A 23,146-nucleotide genomic window follows, 5' to 3' on the forward strand; every position below is an offset into this window, starting at 1 on the left:
ACCAACGCAAGCGAGACGAGGGGAAGGGTCACAAGCAAGCAGTGCTCTCTCTCGCACGCCGTCGGGCCAACGTTCTCTGGGCCATGCTCCGCGACCGAGCGTGCTACCAGCCCGCACCATCAGTCACGCTGGCGGCTTGACATCCCTATTGGGAAGTTCTTTATCTACCAAGATCTTCCAGGTCTGCCGATGGCCTTGAGGGTCTCGGGGCGTTTGACGGTTCTGCCGACGTCGTAGCGGGGTGCCCGGTGTTTGTTCTTGGCGCCAGGCGGACGTCCAGGGCCGGTCCCTGTGGGCTTGGGAACACGGGTCGGGCAGGCGAGGTGAGCGCGGATGTTCCTGAACCCCCGGCGGACCCGGGCCGGGGTAAGCCGGTCGGAGGTGGCGGGTTTCTCCCAGGGGCGGCGGAGGTCTGCAGCGAGGGGACGGGCGAGCCGGAGCTGAGTGTGGGCGACGATCAGGAGCCAGGTCCAGCGGTCCGCGGCCTCGGGAGTGCGGAGTTTCGGGCAGGTCCAGCCGAGGGTCTGTTTCGCGAAGCGGAAGGTGTGCTCCAGGTCGAAGCGGCGGAGAAACGCCTGCCAGCAACGGTCCACGTCGTTCGGGGTGGCGCCGGTCTTCGAGGACCACAGCCACACGGGTGGGGCATCTCGCTCCTTCGACAGATGTTCAACCTTCAGGCGGATCAACGCGCCCTCCACCAAAGGAAATTCTCCTTCGTGGTCGAGCCATGCCGAGCGGTGGGTGAGCCGGGGGTGGACCCGGTCCCATGCCTGGGTTTCGGCCTTGCCGTAGTTGCTGGTGCCGGTGACCGTGACAACCGCGGGCTCGGGCCAGGTCTCCGGCTTGGTGAAGCGGAACTCCGGTCCGTGCTTGGGCGGCCGCCCGTTGATGCCGTGCTTCCTCGGTGGCTTCGGCAGGCGCATCACGCGGTCGGAGCGAACCCGGCCGACCAGCTCGACGGGCAGGTCGCGCAGGACCCAGGCCAGGCGGGTGACGTCGTAGCCGGCATCGCTGACGATCACGATGTCCGGGTCCCCGGCCTGCCACTGGCCCGCGGTGATGAGCCGCTCGACGACTCCTCGTAGCTGGCCGGCGGTGACAGCGGTCGCGTCGTCCGCCGGGCCGAGCCGGACCGCGTCCAGGATCGCGGTCCAGGAGGTGGCGCCCGGCTCCAGCACGGCGACGAAGGAGTAGGGCCACCCCGGAATGAACTGCGAGGCCGTTTTTCCGCGGCCGTAGACGTGGCAGAACAGCCGCTCCGCAGAGCACGGCGCGTCCGAACGCAGCCACGGCGACACATCGACCGCCAGCACTAGCCGCCCGCCGTCGAAGCGGGGGAGCGACAGCCCGGCCAGCACGGTCCGCAGCCGGTCCATGTCGATCCGGCCGTGGTTCAAGCCGCCGTACATCGCTCCGTGCCCACGACGATGCTCGGGCAACAGCGTCAAGTCCACCGGAGACTTCACCGCCCCGTCCGCGCACAACACCGCGTCGGACAGCTCGAACAGTTCATCGCGCCGTGCGGTCAGGCACGCGTAGAACTCGCCCCGGAAGCGTGATGCTTCCGCGAACGCTTCCCCTCGGACTGCATCAGGCAGCAGACTCACCTTCACGGCCTTCGTCTTGGTCACGTGCACCTTGGTCGGAGCACATGATCAGACGAAGGCCGACCCCACGTCCGGCGAATACCCAGGTGAGCGGTCCAGTTCGAGACGCCGTTCGAGGGTGTATTGGTCGGTCTCATCCGATGTGTGGTGGACATGCCGGGCTGGCAGGATTTCCCGAAGGGCGCTGAGACAGGTGAAGTAGGGTGCCGCCAACCAACCGGGGGCGGCATGAAGCAGCAGGCATCGACAGGTCCGCTTGCCCAGGATGGGGATGGGCGACCGAGTCACCTGCCGCGACGGGGGCTGTTCGTCGTGACGGTGTACATCATCTGTTTCCTCTGGGGAACCGCCATGCACCTCGTGGACTTGGCAGGTGGCGGTCACAACAGCTATGCCTCTCCTGCACCGGCCCCCATCCGGGTCTACTTCGTCGCTCTGGTCCTGCTCGACCCTCTGGTGGCCGTTCTGCTGGCACGACGCCGGCCATTCGCCGTGATCGTGGCGTGCGCGGTCATGGCCGCGGACGTGTCCGCCAACTACTACGTCAACTGGCCGCAGATCTCACAAAACCCGGACTACCTGCTCCGGCCCCTCGGGTTGCTGCCGTTCACCCTGTTCGCGCTCTTCGTCGCCGTGACCACGTCGCCCCTCTACCTGCGCCTGGCCCGGATTGCCGGACACGGAAGCCGATAAGCGACAACACCGGTTGACGCAGTCCGTCCCATCCTCACCTGGAGCGACAACGCCTCGTCTGGCAACGAACTCCACAACTCTCGAGAGAAGAGGAAGCGATCGTTGCGACGGGGCGCGGAAGATATAGAACAAGCTCAGTCGTCGAAGGAACCGTGCCGACCGGCGCCGCCGCCGAACCGGTCCGCGCCGGTCTGCGTCTCCCCCGCCGTGAGCGGCACCAGGCCGTGCCGGTACTCCCCAGCCAGGGCGTCAGGCTCGCTCAGGCCGTGCTGCTCCCGGACCGAGAGCCGGTCGTGACGCAGGCACAGCTGAGGGAACGCGGCGATCTCCCTGGCGAGTCGCTCCGCCGCGCGCCTGGCCTCGCCTGGCGGCACGATCCGGTTGACGAGCCCCATGGCACAGGCCTCGGACGCCGGAACGGGGCGCCCGGTGAGAATCATGTCCATGGCCCGGCTCTCACCGATGAGGCGCGGCAGCCGTACGGTTCCGCCGTCCACCAGTGGCACTCCCCAGCGGCGGCAGAACACCCCGAACACCGCGTCGTCCTCCGCCACGCGCAGATCGCACCAGACGGCCAGCTCAAGTCCCCCGGCCACGGCATGCCCCGAGACCGCCGCGATGACGGGCTTGCTCAGGCTCATACGGGTCGGGCCCATCGGCCCGTCGCCCTCGGCCCGGACCGCGTTGCCGCGTTCCGTACCGATGCCTTTCAGGTCGGCACCGGCGCAGAACGTACCGCCCTCGCCCCACAGCACGGCGACGGCCGCATCCGGGTCGGCGTCGAACTCGCGGAAGGCGGCGGCCAGTAGGTCGGCCGTCGGGCCGTCCACGGCGTTGCGGACCTCGGGCCGGCTGAGGACCACCGTGAGGACGGGGCCGTCGCGTTCGATCCGTACCGCAGGTGTCTCGATCATCGTCGCCCTCCACAGGGGTCGCGCCGCGCCCTCATCCGGCCCGGTCCGAACGAAAGACCCCGGACGGTGACGGCCGTCCGTCCGGGTGCGGCCGGATTCATCTGATTCTCACGCAACCGTTCTACCGTGAGCCGTGTGACCCAGACGAGCCCGCCCGGTTGGCATCCAGACCCCGGGTATACAGGAATTGGCCCCGTTCAGGAACGCTGGTGGGACGGCAACCAGTGGACCGACCATCTCCGCCTGCCGCCCGCCACGATCCGGCGTCGACGGATACGCGTCGGCGTCACCGCGGGTGTGGTGGTGCTCGTCGCGATCGGGGCAGGCGTCATTCTCCTGTCGGATCATTCCGGCGGCCCGAAGGAGAACGCGGCCACGGCTCCGTCCACCGCGCCTTCCGGCGCTCCCGGAGGCGGCGGGCGCGGGGGCGGAGGCGAGAGCCGGGCACCCGAGCGGCAGCTGCCGCAGACCGAGGACGGCTACGCCACCGACCTGGCCGGGGGCATCAGTCTCCCCGTGCCCGACGGCTGGACGGGCAAGTCGGGAATCGCCGGAGCGGACGTGTCCACCGGTGAGTACGCCTGCCCCGGCGACACGTCCCAGCAGTGTGTGCGCGGCGGGGTGTCCTCCGTGCCGGCGACGGCCCTGAAGCTCGACACCACTACGGCGAAGGCCACGGCGACGAAGGACATCTCCGCCAACGCCACGGATTCCTACGGCGAGAAGATCTACGGGGGCATCACCTCTCATCAGCAGCTCAAGTCCGAGCCGGTCACCGTGGCCGGCCAGCAGGGCTACCTGGTGCGCTGGAAGGTGGTGACGAAGAGCGGCGACGACGGGTACGTGCAGTCGCTGGCCTTTCCGTCCCCCCGCTCCAAGGAGATGCTGATCGTCGTCCGCTCCGGCTTCGACATCAACGCCAAGGCACCGGCGCTGTCCGTCATGGATGACATCACCAAGGGCATCAAGGCCGCCACGGGAACGGGCTCGGGCCCCGGCACCACCGCGTAGGAACGCCGACCGCGGTCACACCGAGCGGGCGGGCGCGGTCGACCGGTGTGAGTACTACGGAACAACCGGCTGAGTACGTCGTCCGATTCACCGGCGGGCCGTGGCTGGTCGAATGACAGCCATGGCTCCTGACGCACCGCACCGCCCCCGCCTGCAGCATGTCACCACGGCAGGCACGACCCTGGCCGTGACCTTGGCCCCGCTGGTGATCGGCGTACTGCTGGCCAAGTCCATGGCGGCGGACCCCCTGACACCGGTCAACGCGATGGTCACCAGGGGCGGGCAGCCCGTACCCATGTCGCCCGCGCAGTGGCGCCGATGCGGCAGGCATGCGCTGCGCAGGTGGAAGCGCCCGCTGATCGCGTACAAGCACCCGCGCACGCTCGCCCGGCGGTGCCCCGGGGCACCGCCGGGCGAGCGCCGAGGGAACGACGCGCCCGGCACACCGGAGTGAGACCGACGTATCAGGCCCGTCGGCAGTGCAGGAACAGCTGGGGCTCGGCCACCGCCGCTTCATGGGCCGGGGTGAACAGGCCGGCCTGCTCCCACAGGACCGCGAATCCGGCCGCGGCGACCAACTCGGTGAACTCCTCGGCGCCGAAGCTGGTCGCCCGCACCTCCTGGCCCATGAAGACCACGCCGACGTCCTCGGCGTCCACCGGCACCGTCGCGACGACCAGGTACCCGCCGGGGACCAGTAGCCGCCCCAGTTTCCGCAGCAGTCGCACCTGGTCGTCGCGGGACATCTGCAGCAACGAGAAGTACACGCAGACCGCGTCGAAACTTCCCTCTTCCAGGGAGAGTTCACGAATGTCCGCGCACTCGAAGGATGCACCGGGCACCTGCCCGGCCGCCAGTTCCACCATGACGGGTGAGACATCGACGCCCAGTACGTCATGACCGGCCTCGGCCAGGGTCTGTGCGGTCGGCCGGCCCGTTCCGCAGCCCACGTCCAGGATCCGGCTGTGCGGTGCGAGCTGCTCCAATAGCCGACGCAGCGAGGCGTGATGGGTGGCCGATCCCGCGAACGCCCGCTCGTACTCCGCACCCAGAGCGTCGAACACCCTGGCGGCGGCGCGGCCGTGGTCGTCGTCCATCGATACGGTCCCTTCCGTTGCCCGGGACGGCTCCCGGGATCGTTTCATCCTTCGGGAAGTCCTTCAACACGCGACCCTGGCACGGCAGATGATGAACCGGGCAGCGGCGCGACGAGCGGTCCCGCGGCCGATTGCGCGTCCGGCGGCCCGGAGAAAAATCCGGTGCCCCGCCCGCGCCGGTCTCACTACACTCGCCACGAATCGCACGTCGCATCGCGGCGCGCACCGTGACGAACGAGGGGAGACCGGCCATGCGTCACCGCACCGCCGTGGTCGTCCCCCGGTCCCGGTACGAGGTGATCCTGGTGTCTTCGTCCGCCCGGTGCCCGCTGCGCGGCCGGCACCGGATGTCCGTGACGAGCAACTGACCTCCTCCTGAGGCGTGTCGGGCCGTTTCGACGGCTCCTCACCGGTGCGGTGCGCCGCATCAGGGGGACATCCGCGCGGCCTGTCCGCGCGCCGGTTCGTCCGGCGATCGCGCCGCCTCATCCGGATCACCCCGAAAGGCCACCGGCCGTGCGTACCGACCTGCACCGTCATCCCACCAATCCGCCGACCCGCGTCCGTAATCTGGGCATCCTCGCCCACGTCGACGCCGGCAAGACCACCGTCACCGAACGGATCCTCTACCTCACCGGCACCACTCACAAGCGGGGCGAGGTCCACGACGGGACGACCGTCACCGACTTCGATCCCCAGGAGCGCGATCGCGGGATCACCATCTTCGCCGCCGCGGTGAGTTGTACCTGGGACGGCCACCGGATCAATCTGATCGACACCCCTGGCCACGTCGACTTCTCCGACGAGGTGGAGCGCTCACTGCGGGTGCTCGACGGCGCTGTCGCGGTGTTCGACGCCGTCGCGGGGGTCGAGCCGCAGAGCGAGTCGGTGTGGCGGCAGGCCGACCGGCACGGGGTGCCGCGGATCGCCTTCGTCAACAAACTGGACCGCGCCGGTGCCGACCTCGACACGGCGGTCGCGTCGATACGCGAGCGGCTGCACACGGTTCCGCTCGTCGTGCAGCTGCCGATCGGAAAGGAGGACGGATTCACCGGAGTGGTGGATCTGCTGCGCATGCGATCGCTGGTCTGGGCCGACGACGGCACCGATTTCCAGGAGGGGCAGGTACCCGACGACCTGCGCGAGGAGGCGCGCCGCCGGCGCGGGCTGCTCGAAGAGACCGTGGCGGAACTGCACCCGGCCGCGCTGGAGGAGTTCTGCGCGGAGTCGACGGTCTCCGCACCGACCCTGGCCGCCGCGCTGCGCGATCTGACCCGTACCCATGAGGCCGTCGTGGTGTTGTGCGGGTCGGCCTACCGCAACCGAGGCATCGAACCGCTGCTGGAGGCCGTCGTGGCCTACCTGCCCTCGCCCCTGGACGTGCCTGCGGTACGCGGCACGCTGGACGGCGCGGTGCAGGAGCGGCCCACCGACCCGGCGGCGCCGTTCGCCGCGCTGGTGTTCAAGGTCAACTCGACCGCCACCGGGCGGCTGACCTACCTGCGCGTCTATTCGGGAACGATCCGGAAGGGGGACACCGTGCTGGACGTGGGCGCGCGGCGCAGCGAGCGGATCGGCCGGATCCTGCGGATTCAGGCCGGGCGGCACTCGGACGTGGACCGGGCGGTCGCCGGGGACATCGTCGCGGTGATCGGGCTGAAAGCGGCCCGCGCCGGGGCGACCCTGTCCGCGCCCGCGACGCCCTTGGTCCTCGAACCGCCTTCCGTGGCCGATCCGGTCGTCTCCGTGGCGGTCGAGCCCCGCAGGAACATCGACACCGACCGGTTGGCGTCGGCGCTGGCACGGCTGGTCGAGGAGGATCCGTCGCTGGCGGTCCGGACCGATCCCGAGACCGGTCAGACCGTGCTGTCGGGTATGGGCGAACTGCATCTGGAGGTCGCGGTGGAGAAGATCCGGCGAGCTCACGGGCTGGATGTCGGCGTCGGCCGACCGCAGGTGGCGCACCGGGAGACGGTGGTCCGGGGCGTGTCCGGGCTGGTGTACCGGCATGTCAAGCAGGACGGAGGCGCGGGCCAGTTCGCTCATGTCGTGCTCGACGCGGAGCCGTGGGAGGCCACGGGTGACGACGGCGGCGGCACGACGGACTTCGTGTTCCGGTCGACCGTCGTCGGTGGCCGGGTGCCGCGGGAGTTCGTCCGTGCGGTGGAGGCCGGCTGCCGGGACGCCCTGGCCGAAGGCCCCCTGGGCGGGCACCCGGTGACCGGGCTGCGGGTCACACTGACCGACGGGGCGACCCACTCCAAGGACTCCTCGGAGATGGCGTTCCGGACGGCCGGCCGCCTCGCGCTGCGGGAAGCTCTGCGCAACAGCGCGATGGTGCTGCTGGAACCGGTGGTCGAGGTCACGGTCACCGTGCCCGACGACGCCGTGGGCGGGGTGCTCGGCGACCTGGCGGCTCGGCGCGGCCGGGTATCGGGCTCGACCGCGCGGGTGGGCACCTCGGTGATCACGGCTACCGTGCCGCTGGCGGAACTGTTCGGCTATGCCACCCGGCTGCGCAGCCGTACCCAGGGCCGGGGAACGTTCACCACCCGGGCCACCGGCTACGCCCCGGCGCCGGGCGCGGTGTCATCCGCCGGGGCATCGGCCCGGTAGTGACCGTGCCGGCCCCGCCCGTTCGCGGGCGGGGCCGGCACGGCCGCCGCACGCACCGCGGCCGCGCCGACCGCGTGACCGAATCGCCTTGGTCGATTCACCGTGCCCGGTGCGGCACTCGGCACTCGCATTCGTGTGCGCGACCAGTCGACCCGGGACACCGCTCGCTGATTCACTGCGTACGGCACCCACCGACCGGGGACCGTACGGCTCTCACGCCCCTGGTCGGCGGGGTCCGCGGGAAGCCCCTGCGCGCCGTTCGCGGTGTTCGGCGTGCAGGGGCCCAGGATTCGTGGCCTAGAGTGCGGTTGTGCCGTCGTACAGCATTGGGCAGGCAGCGCGGCTGCTCGGAGTCAGCTCGGAGACCGTCCGCCGGTGGGCGGACGGCGGCAGGCTGCGCATGGACCGGGACGGCTCGGGCAACCGGGTGATCGACGGGGCAGGTCTGGCGGTCTTCGCCAAGGAGCGAGGGGCCGGCCTGCATGCCGTGCCGGACGAACTGCCCACGTCCGTGCGCAATTCCTTCATGGGGATCGTGGTCGCTCTACGGGTCGACGACGTGGCGGCGCAGGTGGAGGTCCAGTCGGGGCCGCACCGGCTGGTGTCGCTCGTGACGCGCGAGGCCGTCGAGGAGCTCGGGCTGGCCGTCGGGGTCACCGTCACCGCGCGGGTGAAGTCGACGAACGTCCACATCGACCTGCCCTGACCCCGCGGTCGTCAGCGGCACAGCAGCGCCGCGCGCAGATCCAGCTTGTGGTCGAGGCGGGCGAGATCCCGGCCCGTGAGGCTTTCGATCCGCTGGATGCGGTAGTGGACCGTGTTCACATGGAGGTGCAGGGCCTCGGCGGTCCTGGTCCAGGAGCAGTTGTGCGCCAGGAAGACTTCGAGTGTCGCGAGCAGTGTGGCGTTCGAGGCTCGATCGGCGTGCAGGAGCGGGCCGAGCACCGTGTCGCGGTAGACGGCGCGCACATCGTGGGGCACGCCCGCCACCAGCGTCTCCAGGCTGGCGAGGTCATCGACGGCTGCCACCCGCGCGGTGTGCGGGGCCGTCGTGCGGGCCGCGGCGAGTGCGTGGCGGGCCTGGGCGAGAGCCGTGCCCAGTTCCTCCGGGACGCTGACGGGCCGGCTGACCCCGGCGTGCAGGACGACGCCCGGCCGGCAGGCGTGCAGCAGTGACCACACCTCTCCCAGCCCTGCCCGGACATCGCGTTCCTCGTCCTTCGCCCGAGGGGCGACGACCGCCACCGCCTCGCCGCCGGGACGCTCGGCGACGGCGAAGCAGAGCGAAGGGAGATGGTTCAGCGCCTCCGTGAGCGCGTCACGGCTTCCCGAGCCGTCCTCCGGCGGCGTCGGCGAGGCGACCACGACGGTGTAGGGCCCCTTCTCCGCCAGTCCGCACGAACTCAGCGCAATCTGCAGGGCGCTCGCGTCGGGGTATGCCGCACCGACGAGTCCCATCAGCTGCCCGCCGGCCTCCCTGCCCGCGGCCCCACGCCGGTCGCCGCGGCGACGATGCCGCCCCAGAAGCTCGGCTATCTCCTGCAGAACGCGCGGTGGTGCCTGTCCCTCGTCCGGCAGATGGAGGTGCCAGGCGTCGAAGACGGAGTCGTCGGCCTCGACCCGCAGCGTCGTGCCGTGCGCTTCGCGCAGGCGCTCCGCCGCCTGCCGGGCGGACAGTTCCGGTGCTGCGGCGGTGCGGGCGACCGTACGGCCGCTGCCGGTCAGGAGGTAGCACGGAGGCGTGCCGAGATGGGCGAAAGCGCGCTCCAGCAGATCGGCCGTCGACGCGCCGCGCTCCAGTTCGCGGCCCAGTTCCCCGCGTACGTTCTCGGGAAGCGCGTAGTGGTCCGTGGGGCGGCGGCTGAGCTCGCCCCACTGGCGGAGGTAGACCGCTTCGGTGATCGCCCGGAAGCTCGTGTGCGCCGGAACGGCCAGCAGTGCGATCCGGTGCCTGCGGCAGGTGTCGACCAGTTCGGCGGGGACCTCGCCATGTGTCTCCTCGCCCGCGAGGAGTGCCACGGCTCCGGCGGCGCGCAGGGCGGAGACGAAACGGTCGGTCTTCTCCCGGCCGCCGTCCGGGCTCCACCACACGAGGCCGCTGAGGACGATCTCCCCCGGCTGGAGAAACCGGGCCGGGTCCTCCAGATCGGTGGCCGTCACCCCGCTGATCTCTTGGCCGAGCAGCGCCCGGTCGCCCCAGACCAGGGCGAGATCGAGGCGGTCGAGCCGGAGGAGATGTTCGACGTGCATACGGGCTCCTTGCGCGGTCGCGGGGCAAGCCCGCATCTCACATTTACGAGGCAAATACGAGTCGGGACATCGTAGATGCCCGGAGGCAGGCGCAAAACGCCTCTTGGTTGATCCTCCAGCGCGCGACTGCGCCGGGTGGAGGACTTCCGGGCTTCGAACCAGTCGTCTCCCGGGGCCTCTCCGGGCTTCACTGGCCTGAAAACACCGGTCGGGAGGCGTGCGGGGAGATGGATCTGAACACGGTCACAGACGTACGGGACGCGTGTCTGCGCGAGCCGTGGCGGCCGGGCGACGCCTGGCTGGGAGGAGGGACGTATCTCTTCTCCGAGCCCCAGCCGCACCTGCGGCGCCTGATCGACCTCAGCCGCATGGGCTGGGAGCCGCTGCTACTCCACGGGGACGGGTCGCTGGAGATCGCAGCGACCTGCACGATCGCTCGGCTCGCCCGTTTCGGGCGGACGCCGGGCACGGCGGCAGGGCCGCTGTTCGAGCAGTGCTGCCGGGCCTTCCTGGCCTCGTTCAAGATCTGGAACATGGCAACCGTCGGCGGGAACCTGTGCAACGGCCTGCCCGCCGGGCCGATGATCTCGCTGACCGCCGCGCTCGACGGAGAGTGCCTCCTCCAGGCACAGGACGGCTCGCTGCGGCACGTGAAGGTCGTCGACTTCATCACCGGCGCGGGACGCAAGGACCTCGCGGAGGGTGAACTGCTGCGCTCCGTCACGCTGACCGGCCGGGCGATGCAATGCCGTACGGCGTTCCGGCAGGCGTCGCTGTACGGGCTGGGGCGCTCGGGCGCGCTGGTGATCGGGACGCTCGATCCGGTGGACGGCTCACTGGCGGTGACAATCAGCGCGGCGACCGTACGCCCGTTCCGGTTCTGGTTTCCGTTGCCGCCGGACGCCGAGGGGCTTCGGGACGCGATCGCGTCGGCCATCGGCGAGAACGACTGGTTCGACGACATCCACGGACTGCCCGCGTGGCGGCGGCACATGGGATTCCGCCTCGCCGAAGAGGTCCGCCGTGAACTGACCCGACCCGCTCAGGAGGGGGCCCGATGAGCTTCCACATCCGGATCAACGAGCAGACGTTCGAGGGCACACCGCGCGCCGGCCAGTGTCTGCGCACCTACCTGCGCGAACGTGGCTGGTTCGGCGTGAAGAAGGGGTGCGACGCCGGGGACTGCGGCGCCTGCACCGTCCACGTGGACGGCGAGCCGGTCCACAGCTGCCTGTATCCGGCGGTACGCGCCTCGGGCCGCGGTGTGACCACCGTCGAGGGTCTCGCCCCGCCCGAGGGCGAACTCCATCCCGTACAGCAGAAGTTCCTGGACGCACAGGGATACCAGTGCGGCTTCTGCACGGCCGGCTTCCTGATGACCACCGCCGCGCTCGAAGCCGAACGGGGCTCCGCGCACGACGACGGCAAACTCGACGATCTGCCCCGCGCGTTCAAGGGCAACATCTGCCGCTGTACCGGCTACCGCGCCATCGAGGACGCCGTACGGGGAGTGAAACACACCGAACGCCCCTGTGCGGGACAGGCCGTGGGCAGGAACGTCGGCGCACCGGCCGGCCCCCAGATCGTCACCGGCACCGCCCGCTACACCTTCGACATCGAGGTGCCCGGCCTGCTGCACATGAAGCTGTTGCGGTCCCCCCACCCGCACGCCCGGATCGTTGCCGTCGACACCTCCGCCGCCCTCCGGGTCCCCGGCGTACACGTCGTGCTCACCCACGAGGACGCCCCTGCCACGCTGTATTCCAGCGCCCGCCACGAGCACCCCACGGAGGACCCCGACGACACCCGCGTCCTGGACAGCATCGTCCGGTACGTCGGGCAGCGGGTCGCCGCCGTCGTCGCCGACAGCGAGCAGGCGGCCGAGGAGGGCTGCCGCCGGATCGAGGTGACGTACGAGGAACTGCCGTACGTCACCGACCCGGAGGCCGCGATGCTGCCCGGCGCACCGGCGCTGCACGGCGACAAGGGACCCCGGTCGCGGATCGCCCGCGCCACGGACAACGTGGCGGGTGAGGTGCACGGCGAGATCGGCGACGTCGAGCAGGGCTTCGCCGAGGCCGATGTCGTGTACGAGGAGGCCTTCCGCACCCAGCGCGTGCAGCACGCCAGCCTCGAAACCCACGGCTGCGTGGCGTACTTCGAGCCGAAGGAGGACGGGACGGGCGAGCGCCTGACCGTGCGCTCCTCCACCCAGACGCCGTTCCTGACCCGGCGCGCCCTGTGCGCGCTGTACGGCCTGCCGGAGGACGAGGTCCGTGTGGTCGCGGGTCGCGTCGGCGGCGGGTTCGGCGGCAAGCAGGAAATGCTCACCGAGGACATCGTGGCGCTCGCCGCGCTGAAGCTGCGTCGGCCGGTGAAGCTGGAGTACACCCGCGCCGAGCAGTTCTACGGAGCGACCACCCGGCATCCCTTCACCATCGGCATCAAGGCCGGGGCCCGCGCGGACGGCACCCTGACCGCCGTACAGATGCGGGTGGTCTCCAACACAGGCGCGTACGGCAACCACGGGCCGGCCGTCATGTTCCACAGCGTGGGTGAGTCCTTCGCCGTCTACCGCGCCCCGCACAAGAAGGTGGACGCCTACTCGGTCTACACCAACGCCGTCCCCGCGGGCGCCTTCCGGGGGTACGGACTGGGCCAGGTCACCTTCGCCGTCGAGTCGGCGATGGACGAACTCGCCCGCCGTCTCGGCATGGATCCGCTGGTCCTGCGCGAGCGGAACATCATCGGCCCGGGCGAGCCGATGCACAGCCCGATCGGCGAGGAGGAGGACCTGCACATCGCCTCCTACGGACTCGACCAGTGCCTGTCCGTGGTCCGCCGGGCCATCGCCGAGGACACCAGCGACCAGGACGTGCCCGAGGGGTGGCTCACCGGCCAGGGCACCGGCATGGCCATGATCGCCACCGGCCCGCCCGGCGGCCACTACGCCGACGCCCGTGTCTCCCTCCTGCCCGACGGCACGTACGACATCGCCGTCGGCACCGCCGAGTTCGGCAACGGCACCACCACCGTCCACAAGCAGATCACCGCCGGCGCCCTGAACACCACCGAGGGCCGGATCACGATCCGGCAGTCCGACACCGACGTCGTACGCCACGACACCGGCGCCTTCGGCTCCGCCGGCACCGTGGTCGCGGGCAAGGCCGTGCTGCTGGCCGCGCAGTCGCTCGCGGAACGGCTTCGCACGCTCGCCGCCCGCCACTCCGGTGTGGCCCGGCACCTGTGCGTGCTCGGGACCGAGGCCGTCGACTGCGCCGGCCGGCTCGTCACGCTCAAGGAGTTGTACGAGGTGGCCCACACGACCGGCGCCGTGGACGAACTGGCCGCCGACGGCCACTGGGGCGGCTCGCCCCGCTCGGTCGCCTTCAACGCCCAGTGGTTCCGGATCGCCGTCGATCCCGACAGTGGAGAGATCCGCATCCTGCGCAGTGTCCACGCCGCCGACGCCGGCAAGGTCATGAACCCGATGCAGTGCCTCGGGCAGGTCGAGGGCGGGGTGGCCCAGGCGCTCGGGGCGACCCTCTTCGAGAACGTACGGCTCGACGAGCGCGGCGAGGTCATCACGGCCGCGTTCCGCCGCTACCGGCTCCCCCAGTACGCCGACGTCCCCCGGACCGAGGTCCATTTCACGGAGACCACCGACGCGATCGGCCCGCTCGGTGCCAAGTCGATGAGCGAGAGTCCCTTCAATCCCGTCGCACCCGCCTTCGCCAACGCGCTGCGCGACGCGACCGGGATCCGCTTCACCGAACTCCCCCTCACCCGGGATCGCGTCTGGCTCGCCCTCGGCCGGCACGCACACGCCGCCGCCGGGGACCGGCCCCTTGGCACATGAACCTGGAGAATGCGATCGGTTCACTCGTAGCAAGCTCACAATCGCACGCGGAACAGCATGATTTGGGTGGCAATCACGGTTCCCGCCCCGGGCGGTCGGGTATCACTGGGCGCAGTCGCGACACCGACCGCCCGAAGGGGATTGACGATGAGCCGGCTCAGCACTGCACCGCATTCGACCACCGCCCGGAACGGCACCTTCGCACTCTGGGGAGAGGTAGCCCTTCCGACGACACTGACCGTCGCCGACCTGCGGCAGGGCTGGACTCAGCACCGTGCCGATGTCGTCTTCGACTGCGCGACCGCCGGACCGCAGCGTCACACCTTCGAAGGACCGCTGCTGCGCGAGGTCGTGAGCCGGACGCGTCCGCAGTTCGACCCGGTCCGGCGTAAGGAGCGCTCCCGCTTCCTGCTCGCCGTGAGCGGTGGCGACGGCCACCACACCGTCCTGTCCTGGGCGGAGATCGACGCCGACTTCGGCAACGCCCCCATGCTCCTTGCGACATGCATGGACGACGAGGACCTCGACACGGCCGGCACCCAGCTCGTCGTCCCGTCCGACCGCTGCGGCGCCCGATACGTCAGCGCCGTCACGACCATCTGGATCGGCGCCTGCCCCATGCCCGACGATCCCTCGCGAAAGGACTGAGACGCCCGGACACCGCCCTTCGTCCAGGCCGCACGCCTGCCGGGCGTCAGCCGCGACCCCGCGAGCCGCTGGACCGACGTGGACCCGGTCGTGTCCCTCGATCCACGACTCCTTCGAGTCGGGACGACAGGATGTGAATCTGTGACTCCTCGACCCCAAGGAGTGGGAGTGATGTGGATCGGGCACGAGTGGTGAGTCCCCGCCCGGGCCGTTCGGTATCGCGCACACCATGTGGTTCCCCACCGGTCGCCCGGTTCGCTGCGCCGGCACCCAGGCCGGCTCGGAGCACCGCGTCCGGTCGACGGCAGAAAACGACAGCGGCCTTCACCCGGACCTACTGCGACGAACCGACCTGGACACGGTCACCGGGTGGGGGCACCGGTCATCGCCACGTACCGGATCGCCTGCAACCGGAAGGCCGGCAACGCAGCCCTGCTGGTTCCGTCCCCTGCACTGCCGCAGGATAGTGCGCCATCTCCATGCCCACATGCGCGATGTCAGCCTTGTCGGCGGAAGTCCAACATGTAGAAGACCTTGTCATAGCGGCGTTCGCCGACGGCGACGAAGTCGGGCAGGCGACCGTATTCGGTGAAGCCCAGCGACCGGTAGAGGTGCAGGGCATTGCCGTTGTCGCCGCGGGCATCCAGGGTGAGGACCTCGATGCCCGCCCGCCGGGCGTCAGCGATCAAGGCAGCGGTCAGCGCCCGACCGACGCCACGCCCATGGGCAGCGGCATCCACCGCGATCTTCTCCAGATCGGCGTGCGGCCGGTGGGTCGGTCGGGGGTGGCGCAGCCAGTACCCCAGCCCGACCAGCCGCCGGTCGACGTAAGCGGCGCGCAGGGCTCCGTCCCCGGCCTGCACCGCATTGATGACGTGGCCGAAGAGTTCCACCACCTCACGGCGTGGGGGTGGTTCGACCCAGCCGAGCGCGGCACCCCCGCGGACCAGGTCCGCCAGGATCTGGTGTGCCGACTCCGCGAACCTCACTGCGCGATCGGGATCGGACGTCAGCTCCATCGCGTCCAGGATGACCGGCTCAGTGGCGCTGCTGCTGGTTATGGCCGTATTCATGACGGGAAGCCTACCCAGCCGCCCATCGCCCGGCCGAGCACCGCTGCTGGCCCACGCTCCCTGCGCGGTTGCGGACCGGCCCGCATCACGCACCTGCCCGGTCCCACCCCCTCCACCGTGCACCACGTGCTGACCCGCTTCGGCCTGGCCCGCCTCACGCACCTGAACGGGGCCACCGGCCGGCCCATAGGCCGCTACGAAGGCGACCGGACGGGCGGACTCGTCCACGTCGACATCGAGAAGCTCGGCAACATTCCCGACGGCGGCGACCACGGAGCGTTGGGCCGACAGGCGTTCCGCAGGACCCGCTCCGGGACCGGCTCCAGCTACGTCCACACCGCCGTCGACGACCACTCCCGCCTCGCCCGCAGCGAGATTCACAGCGAGGAGAAAAAGGAGACCGCGACCGCCCTCCGGGCCCGCGCGCAGACCTTCTTCGCCTTGCGCGGGATCACCGTCGAGCGCGTCCTGACTGACAACGGGGCGTGCTACGAGTCCCACACCCCGCCGCAAACAGGACCGGCTCCCACCCCGTACGTACGGGGTGGGGGCCGGTCCTGTTGGTCGTCACACCATGGGGATCAGGAGCGCGGGAAGGTCGCCGGCCTGAACGGCTTCCTGGTCGATGGACAGGCCGCAGTAGTTGCCGACGGCAGTGAACACCGATACGGGCAGCCGGGGCCCGTGCTCCTCGTAGTACGCCACCACGGCGGCTTCACCCACGTCCCCGATGGCCGGGAACACCGCGCCCGCCGCGTGGAGTGCCGCGTCCAGTGCGGAGGCCTCTCCGGTGTCCTCTCCGAATTCGGCCTGCCAGATGCGCTCATCGCCCGGCGCATGGAGGATCCGCTGTGGTGGGCTCAACCAGTTCATCGTCACGCAGACGATCTCCTCACCGGGGCTGGGCCACATGGACTCCACCTCGCGGTAGCCGGTGGACCACGTCGCCATACCCCAGTCCTCCAGCACGTACGTCCACTCCCCGTACGTCCCGTACATGACGCGGTTGGTGCCGAGCGGGGGCCCGCCCACCGGCGCGGTGAGTTCCTTGTACGGGATGCGTTCGGCCAGTTCGTCCAGGTCGGCGCCCAGGTTGATGAGGAACTCGTCCGCATCCAGGCCTCGGACGCAGGTCAGAGATATACCGCCGAGCATCCCGGGCAGGGCGTAGGACTTTCCTGCGGTGCTGTGTGCGCCTATCCAGGCGATGCCGTTGGACATACTCATCACACTACTGACCTTGCATTCGTGATGCCGCAGCCGTCCATGACCAGGCCGGTTCCGGCGAGGCAGCCGTCGACCAGGTCAGGACGGTACTGGATCTGCTTGAGCCTGCGCTTCACGGCCTTGATGATCTGGCTCAGGTCGGCTGCGGCAAGGTTGATGATGTCGCTGACCCTCGACCAGATGCCTTCCTGCGGGTTCAGGTCCGGTGCGTACGAGGGCAGTTGGAAGACGGCGAGCCAGTCGGCGTTCGCGGCGATGAACTCCCGCGACGGGGCCGTCAGGTGAATACGGGCGTTGTTCCCGACCAGCACGATCGGGCCGCCGACTGGACGCGGGCCCGGACGAGCAGGTCACCGAAGTGCGCGGCGCACTCCTTCAGCGGCCCGGGGGCCGGCGGACACGGACGACGAGCGGTCACCCCAACCATCCCCACTGCCCTGCCTGCTGCCGACCCACTGCGCTGTCGGCAAACCAGGACACCCTCAAGTGATCAACGCACCAGCCACGGATGATCAGGTGATCGTGGAGGCACAGGTGCGGGACTACGGGTTTTCGTCAGCTCAGCAGGATGAGATCTGGAGCCGCCGGCGCGAGGGGCAGTCGTTCAGCTTGATCGGGCGGGCGCTCGGGGCACCGGTGCACCACGTCCGCCGGTTCCTGCGCCGGAGCGGCGGCGTCCGCCTGGCCCCGCAGCAGCGATCAGAGCGGCATCCGACCTGCGGCGAGCGCGAAGAGACATCCCGCGGCATCGCCGTCGGAGAATCTGCCCGGCAGTCGGCCAGGCGGCTGCGCAGATCGGCGTCGACCGTCTCCCGTGAGATCGCCCGCAACGGCGGCCGGGACCGCTGCCGGGCCCACGCCTGCCGATACAGCCGCCGACGCGCGTGGGCGCCGGCCCAAGCAGGCCAGGCTCACCCAACCGGCTGCTGCGGCGGTACCTGCCCAAGGGCGCGGACCTCCGACGTTCAGCCAGGCCGACCTGGACGCCATCGCCCACGAGCTCAACCATCGGCCGCGCAAGACCCCTGGCTACCGCACTCCGGCAGAGGTCTACGCTGACCGCCTGAACAGCGGTGACGCACTGACCGCTTGAACTCGCCGGCGTCAGTAGGGCACCGTGTCGCACAAGGTCTCCGCCCAGGCAGAGGCGCCGTGCTCGTTGGCCGCGCGCACCGTGACGCAGATCTCGTCACCGGAGTACGGCCCCTTGATCGTGTAGCTGGTGCTGCCGGTGGAGTAGGTGGTGTCGACCTTCTTCTTGGTGAAGTTGCTGCCCGTGTTGGTGTAGTGGATGTCGTACCTGGTCGCTCGGGAGATCACCGACCAGCTCACCTTGATCGGCATGTCGCACGCGCCAACACACGAGTTGGTGTACGCGGCCTTGTAGCTCTTCAGAGCGGGCGGCCGCGAGCCGGAGGACGAGCCGCCGGAGCCCGACGAACCTCCGCCGTCCGAACCTGAAGAGCCGGACGACCCCGTAGAGCCGGACCCGCCGCTGGTACGGGTGCCGCCGCTGCCGGTCCCGCTGTCACCATCGGGTGAACTGCCGCCGCCCTCCTTGGCCTTCGGCACATCCGGCCGCCCCGCGTCGTCCTGCCCCTTCTCGCCTTCCTTGCCCTTGCCGTCGCCCCCGCCCTTCTCTTTTCCTCCCTTGGAAGGTGAACTGCTGGGGCTGCTCGGTGCGTTGCTGCCACGAGGAGTGGCACTCGCGCTGCTGCCCGGTGACTGGGCGTGCGTTCCGTCCCCGCCGTCGCCCCCGAAGGGCTGGAGCAGGACGACCGTGCCGCCGCCGACGGTGATGACGGCAACGATGGGCAGAACGATGAGCCTGCGGCGTCGGCTGATCCGCCGTTCGTCCTCCCGCCGTCGCGTCGAGGTGTCGTTGTCCGCCGGGACGACTTCGGAAGGCCCACCCTTCGGCCGCAGCCCGACGGTCGCCAGGTCCACGGGCTCCTCCCACAGCGGCGCCGCCTCGGCGTCGAGCAGCCGTGCGGACTGCTGCGCGAGGCGAGCGACGACGTCGGCAGGCAGCCAGGCGCCGCGCGCAACGCGGGGACGCGGCCGCTCGGTGTCCTCCAACAGCTCTTCGACGTCCGGCCGTTGGTCGACATCCTTCGTCAGACACCGGGCGATGAGCGCCCTCAGCGCGCCGTCCTCGACACGCGTCAGGTCGGGCTCGCCCTCCACGATCTGGAACATCACCGCGTGCTGATTGCTTGCCCGCTGCCCGAACGGCAGCTGCCCGGTCGCCGCATAGGTCAGCACGCACCCGAGGGTGAACACGTCGCTCTTGACGCCCACGCGCTGCCCGAGCACCTGCTCCGGCGACATGAACCCGGGAGAGCCGATGGCCATCCCCGTGCTGGTCAACAAGGACTCGACGGACGTCTCCAGCGCCCGCGCGATCCCGAAGTCGATGACCTTCGTGCCGTCCACGGTGAGCATCACGTTGGACGGCTTCAGGTCGCGGTGCACGATCCCGGCACCGTGAATGTCCTTGAGTGCGTTCAACAACCCGTCGGCGAGGGCGTACAGAGACGCGGCCGGCAACGGCCCGTACAGCCTTACGACTTGCTCAAGCGAAAGCCCGGGAACGTACCCCGTGGCGACCCACGGCGGTTCGTCGCCCGGACCCGCGTCGAGCACCGGCGCCGTGTACCGCTCACCGACCCTTCGCGCCGCCTCGATCTCCCGCCGGAACCGCGCCCTGAACTGCTCATCGGACACGTGTTCTTCGTGCACCACCTTCACGGCTACGGTCCGCCCGCTGTCCGACCGCGCGAGGAACACCCTCCCCATGCCACCGGCACCAAGTCGCCCGAGCAGCAGATACGGCCCGATGCGCGCGGGGTCGCTCACCGCGAGCGGCTTGACAGCCCCGTCGACGCCGTCGTCCCGCTCGTCGCGTCCGTGCCCGTTCGTACCGCTCATGATGGTGCGATTCCCCCGCTCTTCCCGCCTGGCAAACGGCGTAACTCGAATGAGAATAGACGTTGTCGATGTACCCGATGAACTTGAGGGACGCGTTGTACGAGCGGCACGATTCCGAGCGGCATCAGCGAAGTGCAGTACTGATCCTTTCGCCCCTCAGGTCGGCGCCTTGGCGCCCCAAATGATCAGTAATTGACTTCGACCAACCAGCTCAGCAGCCCAGATGGGGCAAGCCCAGGGATGAGCGGCGCCGACATCGGGACTGCTGGTGCGGAAAGCACAAGGCGTTCCACAATGCCGACGACGCAGCTCGAAGTGATACCCGCGCCGACCGCCTCAGGCGCCGCGGTGCTGAGTGTGCCGACTACTCTCGTCGTCGGCTTCGCCAAGCCCCGGGCCGCGAGGCATTCACCCAATTCCGGAAAGTCCGCCGCCGCGGCACGGCGGATGTCACCCGACAGGGGTGGCGCTCCATCTCGTTGCCGATCATGGACCTCCGTCACAGTCCATCCCCCTCACGGATGGCGCAATGAGGCCCCCTTCCTCGTCGCCCGAGTGACTCCGACAAGGGCACCAAGGGCAAGCGAGCCCGCAAGGTCCCCATCGTCGAGGAGATCCGTCCCTCGTCGTCCAGCGCGTCCTGTCCGCCGGCCCCGACCCCGAAGCCCGCCCGATCAGCGGCCCGCACGGCGGACGCGTCTCCACCACGGTCCTGCGCGACGCGACCCACTGGGACGACGTGGTCACCAAGCTCGGCCACGAGCACCTGCGCCGCCATGAACTCCGGCACCCAGGGCTGACCTGGCCTGCCGACGCCGGAGTTCAAGTGCACGTCCTACGCAGGATCGCCGGCCACCACCCAGCACTACCTTCACCCGGACGTACACAAGATCACGTCCGCCGGGGCAGCACTCTCCGCGCACCTCAGCATGCTGCGCACCCCGCGGTCCCTGCCGAGCCCGATCGTGGTCACCCGCTGATGCCGGTCAAAGACACTGGTCCCCAGCTGGTCCCCGAGAATGATCAAGGGCCGGTTTCGGATCTCTCCGAAACCGGCCCTGACCTGCGACTCTTACGAGTCGGGACGACAGGATTTGAACCTGCGACCCCTTGACCCCCAGTCAAGTGCGCTACCAAGCTGCGCCACGTCCCGATGCCCGCCTGACCTGGGGTTTCCCCCTGGCCGAACGCGCATGAGAACAGTACCGCACTCGGGCGGGTGGTCACGAACCGCTTTCCCGGCTTGACCTCAACCAAGCTTGATGTTTCACGCTGGACCCATGACGAAGACGACTGCCGCAGCGACGGCCGACTACGGCGACATGAACCGGCTGATGAGCCTGATGACGGGGGACGAGAAACACGGCCCCGCCGCGACCTCCACCCTGGACGCCCTCTGGGTGCTCTACGACCGGGTACTGCGGGTGACGCCCGGCACCGTCGACGCACCCGACCGCGACCGCTTCCTGCTGTCCAAGGGGCACGGGCCGATGGCGTACTACGCGGTCCTGGCCGCGCACGGCTTCTTCGGCGAGGAGCTCCTGTCGGGCTTCGGTTCGTACGACTCGCCGCTCGGGCACCATCCGGACCGCACGCTGGTGCCGGGGATCGAGATCGGCAGCGGGTCGCTGGGGCACGGGCTCCCACTGGCCGTGGGGAGCGTGCTCGGCCTGCGGGCGCAGGGGCTGACCGATCCGCGGGTGTGGGTGCTGATCGGGGATGCCGAACTGGACGAGGGCAGCAATCACGAGGCGCTCGCCTACGCGGGCCCGGCCGGGCTGGAACAACTGCACACCGTGGTGATCGACAACGCGTCGGCGTCCTACGGCCGTCCCGGCGGGATCGCGGCCCGGTTCGAGGCCGCCGGCTGGTCGGTCGAGTCCGTCGACGGCCGGGACCACGAGGCGCTCCACGCGGCTTTCACGGCCGCCCACCCCGGACGGCCGCGGGCCGTCGTCGCGCGGGTCGCCGCCAAGAACTGAACGCGTCGGGCCGGAACCGAAGACGCGGTACCGACGAATTCGGAGAGGGACACTTCACATGGACACGATGCGTGACCGCTTCATCTCGACCACAACGCAGCTGCTGGACGAGGACCCCCGTCTCGCGCTGGTACTGGCCGAGATCAGCCGGGACGGTTTCGAAGGGGCCGAGCGGGCTCATCCGGACCGGGTCGTCAATGTGGGCATCAGGGAACAGCTGCTGGTCGGCGCGGGGGCCGGGATCGCCCTGACCGGCCTGCGACCGATCGTGCACACCTTCGCCAGTTTTCTCGTGGAGCGGCCGTTCGAGCAGCTCAAGCTGGACTTCGGCCACCAGGGAGTGGGCGGCGTGCTGGTGAGCGCCGGAGCTTCCTACGACTGGCCGGCCGGCGGCTTCACCCACATGGCACCGGGCGATGTCGCCCTCCTGGACACCCTCGACGGCTGGACCATTCAGGTGCCGGGCCACCCCGACGAGGCCGAGGCACTGCTGCGACAGGCCGCGGCCGGGGACGGCCGGGTGTATGTGCGGCTGTCGCTGCAGTCCAACGACCGGGCTCGTCCGGTCGGCGCGGCGGCCGGGTTCCTCACGGTGCGCGAAGGGACGGGCGGGGTGGTGATCGCGGTCGGGCCGATGCTCGACAACGTCCTCGCGGCGACCGAGGGCCTCGATGTGTCCGTGCTGTACGCGACGACGGTCCGCCCGTTCGACGGGGCGGGGCTGCGCCGCGCGGCCGGTGACCGCGGGGTCGCCGATGTGGTGATCGTCGAGCCGTATCTGGCGGGTACGTCCACCGCCGCCGCCAATGACGCGCTCGCGGAGCTGCCCCACCGCGTGCTGGGCCTCGGGGTGGGGCGGGCCGAGCTGCGCAAATACGGGCAGATGGACGAGCACCTCGCCGCCCACGGTCTGGATCCGCGGGGTCTCCGGGAACGCATCGGCGCGTTCCTCCGCCGGTGACCGGGCCGGGGCCCCGGGCCAGTGGCCACCGTTCGGCTCCGACCCGAGACATCCTCCGGTCCCCGCAGGCCTGTTCCCGCAGCCCCTCGCCGGCTTCGACGACATCGCTGCCGCTGACCGCGATGGGCGAGGACGTGATCGCGCCGACGCCGCGGGAGCAATCCGCGGGGCGGCGGGTCCGGGTGGTACGGGTGGCCGGCGAGGTGGTGGTGCGGGAGAGCACCGGCACGCCGCCGGTCGGGTGACCGGCGGCGCCCGGATGCGCAGGTGTCCGGCG

Annotated in this window: 19 protein-coding genes, 1 tRNA gene and 4 pseudogenes; 15 read left to right on the top strand and 9 right to left on the bottom strand. The window is 70.2% G+C overall.

Annotated features, from left to right (window positions below):
• Nucleotides 1-140: pseudogene (locus ACZ68L_RS34715) on the top strand (IS110 family transposase); the annotation flags it as partial.
• Between the two features lie 24 nt (nucleotides 141-164).
• On the opposite strand, the gene ACZ68L_RS34720 reads toward ACZ68L_RS34715, so the two are convergent.
• Nucleotides 165-1,607, bottom strand: a complete 1,443-nt coding sequence (locus tag ACZ68L_RS34720) for an NF041680 family putative transposase (protein ID WP_469585496.1) — start codon at nucleotides 1,605-1,607, stop codon at nucleotides 165-167.
• Between the two features lie 312 nt (nucleotides 1,608-1,919).
• Here ACZ68L_RS34720 and ACZ68L_RS34725 point away from each other — a divergent pair, with 312 nt between their 5' ends.
• Nucleotides 1,920-2,300, top strand: a complete 381-nt coding sequence (locus ACZ68L_RS34725; protein WP_469585325.1) for a hypothetical protein — start codon at nucleotides 1,920-1,922, stop codon at nucleotides 2,298-2,300.
• Nucleotides 2,301-2,434: 134 nt separating this feature from the next.
• Here ACZ68L_RS34725 and ACZ68L_RS34730 read toward each other — a convergent pair whose 3' ends face one another.
• Nucleotides 2,435-3,214 (bottom strand): crotonase/enoyl-CoA hydratase family protein, encoded by a 780-nt coding sequence (locus tag ACZ68L_RS34730; protein WP_469585327.1) that lies wholly within the window; start codon nucleotides 3,212-3,214, stop codon nucleotides 2,435-2,437.
• A gap of 135 nt (nucleotides 3,215-3,349) precedes the next feature.
• Here ACZ68L_RS34730 and ACZ68L_RS34735 point away from each other — a divergent pair, with 135 nt between their 5' ends.
• Both ACZ68L_RS34735 and ACZ68L_RS34740 read left to right on the top strand, forming a co-directional pair.
• The gene (locus tag ACZ68L_RS34735) at nucleotides 3,350-4,225 is read left to right on the top strand and encodes a DUF2510 domain-containing protein (RefSeq protein WP_469585330.1); all 876 of its coding nucleotides are present in this window, start codon (nucleotides 3,350-3,352) and stop codon (nucleotides 4,223-4,225) included.
• Between the two features lie 121 nt (nucleotides 4,226-4,346).
• On the top strand, nucleotides 4,347-4,679 hold the full coding sequence (locus tag ACZ68L_RS34740) for a hypothetical protein (protein WP_469585333.1): 333 nt from the start codon (nucleotides 4,347-4,349) through the stop codon (nucleotides 4,677-4,679).
• 10 nt (nucleotides 4,680-4,689) lie between these two features.
• Here ACZ68L_RS34740 and ACZ68L_RS34745 read toward each other — a convergent pair whose 3' ends face one another.
• Nucleotides 4,690-5,322 (bottom strand): class I SAM-dependent methyltransferase, encoded by a 633-nt coding sequence (locus tag ACZ68L_RS34745; protein ID WP_469585336.1) that lies wholly within the window; start codon nucleotides 5,320-5,322, stop codon nucleotides 4,690-4,692.
• 516 nt (nucleotides 5,323-5,838) lie between these two features.
• Here ACZ68L_RS34745 and fusA point away from each other — a divergent pair.
• The gene (gene fusA / locus ACZ68L_RS34750; RefSeq protein WP_469585338.1) at nucleotides 5,839-7,938 is read left to right on the top strand and encodes an elongation factor G; all 2,100 of its coding nucleotides are present in this window, start codon (nucleotides 5,839-5,841) and stop codon (nucleotides 7,936-7,938) included.
• A gap of 310 nt (nucleotides 7,939-8,248) precedes the next feature.
• Nucleotides 8,249-8,644, top strand: coding sequence for a TOBE domain-containing protein (locus tag ACZ68L_RS34755; RefSeq protein ID WP_469585340.1), 396 nt, complete (start codon nucleotides 8,249-8,251; stop codon nucleotides 8,642-8,644).
• A gap of 11 nt (nucleotides 8,645-8,655) precedes the next feature.
• Here the strand turns inward: ACZ68L_RS34755 and ACZ68L_RS34760 are convergent, their stop codons facing one another.
• Nucleotides 8,656-10,188, bottom strand: coding sequence for a helix-turn-helix domain-containing protein (locus ACZ68L_RS34760; RefSeq protein WP_469585343.1), 1,533 nt, complete (start codon nucleotides 10,186-10,188; stop codon nucleotides 8,656-8,658).
• 227 nt (nucleotides 10,189-10,415) lie between these two features.
• Between ACZ68L_RS34760 and ACZ68L_RS34765 the strand changes: the two genes are divergently transcribed.
• From ACZ68L_RS34765 to ACZ68L_RS34775, 3 genes are all read left to right on the top strand, one after another.
• Entirely contained in the window at nucleotides 10,416-11,249 is an 834-nt protein-coding gene (locus ACZ68L_RS34765) for an FAD binding domain-containing protein (RefSeq protein WP_469585344.1), read from the top strand.
• Nucleotides 11,246-14,047, top strand: coding sequence for a molybdopterin-dependent oxidoreductase (locus tag ACZ68L_RS34770; RefSeq protein ID WP_469585347.1), 2,802 nt, complete (start codon nucleotides 11,246-11,248; stop codon nucleotides 14,045-14,047). Before ACZ68L_RS34765 ends, ACZ68L_RS34770 begins: the two co-directional genes overlap by 4 nt.
• 147 nt (nucleotides 14,048-14,194) lie before the next feature.
• Nucleotides 14,195-14,695: a molybdopterin-dependent oxidoreductase gene (locus ACZ68L_RS34775; protein WP_469585350.1), complete on the top strand. Its 501-nt coding sequence runs from the start codon at nucleotides 14,195-14,197 to the stop codon at nucleotides 14,693-14,695.
• 497 nt (nucleotides 14,696-15,192) lie between these two features.
• On the opposite strand, the gene ACZ68L_RS34780 is transcribed toward ACZ68L_RS34775, so the two are convergent.
• On the bottom strand, nucleotides 15,193-15,768 hold the full coding sequence (locus tag ACZ68L_RS34780) for a GNAT family N-acetyltransferase (protein WP_469585353.1): 576 nt from the start codon (nucleotides 15,766-15,768) through the stop codon (nucleotides 15,193-15,195).
• 54 nt (nucleotides 15,769-15,822) lie between these two features.
• Here ACZ68L_RS34780 and ACZ68L_RS34785 point away from each other — a divergent pair.
• Nucleotides 15,823-16,266 (top strand): annotated as a pseudogene (locus ACZ68L_RS34785) (transposase family protein); the annotation flags it as partial.
• Nucleotides 16,267-16,335: 69 nt separating this feature from the next.
• Here the strand turns inward: ACZ68L_RS34785 and ACZ68L_RS34790 are convergent.
• Together ACZ68L_RS34790 and ACZ68L_RS34795 are read right to left on the bottom strand one after the other, a co-directional pair.
• Nucleotides 16,336-16,995: a hypothetical protein gene (locus ACZ68L_RS34790; RefSeq protein WP_469585356.1), complete on the bottom strand. Its 660-nt coding sequence runs from the start codon at nucleotides 16,993-16,995 to the stop codon at nucleotides 16,336-16,338.
• Nucleotides 16,995-17,353 (bottom strand): annotated as a pseudogene (locus ACZ68L_RS34795) (transposase); the annotation flags it as partial. The pseudogene ACZ68L_RS34795 and the gene ACZ68L_RS34790, both read right to left, overlap by 1 nt.
• Nucleotides 17,354-17,631: 278 nt before the next feature.
• Between ACZ68L_RS34795 and ACZ68L_RS34800 the strand changes: the two are divergent.
• Nucleotides 17,632-18,054, top strand: a complete 423-nt coding sequence (locus tag ACZ68L_RS34800) for a helix-turn-helix domain-containing protein (RefSeq protein ID WP_469585499.1) — start codon at nucleotides 17,632-17,634, stop codon at nucleotides 18,052-18,054.
• 45 nt (nucleotides 18,055-18,099) lie between these two features.
• Here ACZ68L_RS34800 and ACZ68L_RS34805 read toward each other — a convergent pair whose 3' ends face one another.
• Complete coding sequence (locus ACZ68L_RS34805; RefSeq protein ID WP_469585357.1) at nucleotides 18,100-19,926, bottom strand: protein kinase domain-containing protein; 1,827 nt, start codon at nucleotides 19,924-19,926, stop codon at nucleotides 18,100-18,102.
• A gap of 560 nt (nucleotides 19,927-20,486) precedes the next feature.
• Here ACZ68L_RS34805 and ACZ68L_RS34810 point away from each other — a divergent pair.
• Nucleotides 20,487-20,906, top strand: a pseudogene (locus ACZ68L_RS34810) (site-specific integrase); the annotation flags it as partial.
• Between the two features lie 99 nt (nucleotides 20,907-21,005).
• Here the strand turns inward: ACZ68L_RS34810 and ACZ68L_RS34815 are convergent.
• A tRNA-Pro gene (locus ACZ68L_RS34815) sits at nucleotides 21,006-21,079 on the bottom strand.
• Nucleotides 21,080-21,206: 127 nt separating this feature from the next.
• On the opposite strand from ACZ68L_RS34815, the gene ACZ68L_RS34820 reads away from it, so the two are divergent.
• The 3 genes from ACZ68L_RS34820 (at nucleotide 21,207) to ACZ68L_RS34830 (ending at nucleotide 23,114) form a co-directional block, all read left to right on the top strand.
• Entirely contained in the window at nucleotides 21,207-21,908 is a 702-nt protein-coding gene (locus tag ACZ68L_RS34820; RefSeq protein WP_469585360.1) for a transketolase, read from the top strand.
• 58 nt (nucleotides 21,909-21,966) lie between these two features.
• On the top strand, nucleotides 21,967-22,869 hold the full coding sequence (locus ACZ68L_RS34825) for a transketolase family protein (protein ID WP_469585362.1): 903 nt from the start codon (nucleotides 21,967-21,969) through the stop codon (nucleotides 22,867-22,869).
• Nucleotides 22,870-22,991: 122 nt separating this feature from the next.
• Complete coding sequence (locus ACZ68L_RS34830) at nucleotides 22,992-23,114, top strand: hypothetical protein (RefSeq protein WP_469585365.1); 123 nt, start codon at nucleotides 22,992-22,994, stop codon at nucleotides 23,112-23,114.
• Nucleotides 23,115-23,146 lie beyond the last annotated feature (32 nt).

This window comes from Streptomyces sp. NPDC104309 (assembly GCF_055584025.1).

What these genes read in the sequence shown, in the direction of transcription:
- ACZ68L_RS34730 (WP_469585327.1), bottom strand. Translation starts at nt 3,214, where the DNA reads ATGATCGAGACACCTGCGGTACGGATCGAACGCGACGGCCCCGTCCTC.
- ACZ68L_RS34740 (WP_469585333.1), top strand. Translation starts at nt 4,347, where the DNA reads ATGGCTCCTGACGCACCGCACCGCCCCCGCCTGCAGCATGTCACCACG.
- ACZ68L_RS34745 (WP_469585336.1), bottom strand. Translation starts at nt 5,322, where the DNA reads ATGGACGACGACCACGGCCGCGCCGCCGCCAGGGTGTTCGACGCTCTG.
- ACZ68L_RS34760 (WP_469585343.1), bottom strand. Translation starts at nt 10,188, where the DNA reads ATGCACGTCGAACATCTCCTCCGGCTCGACCGCCTCGATCTCGCCCTG.
- ACZ68L_RS34765 (WP_469585344.1), top strand. Translation starts at nt 10,416, where the DNA reads ATGGATCTGAACACGGTCACAGACGTACGGGACGCGTGTCTGCGCGAG.
- ACZ68L_RS34770 (WP_469585347.1), top strand. Translation starts at nt 11,246, where the DNA reads ATGAGCTTCCACATCCGGATCAACGAGCAGACGTTCGAGGGCACACCG.
- ACZ68L_RS34775 (WP_469585350.1), top strand. Translation starts at nt 14,195, where the DNA reads ATGAGCCGGCTCAGCACTGCACCGCATTCGACCACCGCCCGGAACGGC.
- ACZ68L_RS34780 (WP_469585353.1), bottom strand. Translation starts at nt 15,768, where the DNA reads ATGAATACGGCCATAACCAGCAGCAGCGCCACTGAGCCGGTCATCCTG.
- ACZ68L_RS34790 (WP_469585356.1), bottom strand. Translation starts at nt 16,995, where the DNA reads ATGAGTATGTCCAACGGCATCGCCTGGATAGGCGCACACAGCACCGCA.
- ACZ68L_RS34805 (WP_469585357.1), bottom strand. Translation starts at nt 19,926, where the DNA reads ATGAGCGGTACGAACGGGCACGGACGCGACGAGCGGGACGACGGCGTC.
- ACZ68L_RS34820 (WP_469585360.1), top strand. Translation starts at nt 21,207, where the DNA reads ATGACGAAGACGACTGCCGCAGCGACGGCCGACTACGGCGACATGAAC.
- ACZ68L_RS34825 (WP_469585362.1), top strand. Translation starts at nt 21,967, where the DNA reads ATGGACACGATGCGTGACCGCTTCATCTCGACCACAACGCAGCTGCTG.
- ACZ68L_RS34830 (WP_469585365.1), top strand. Translation starts at nt 22,992, where the DNA reads ATGGGCGAGGACGTGATCGCGCCGACGCCGCGGGAGCAATCCGCGGGG.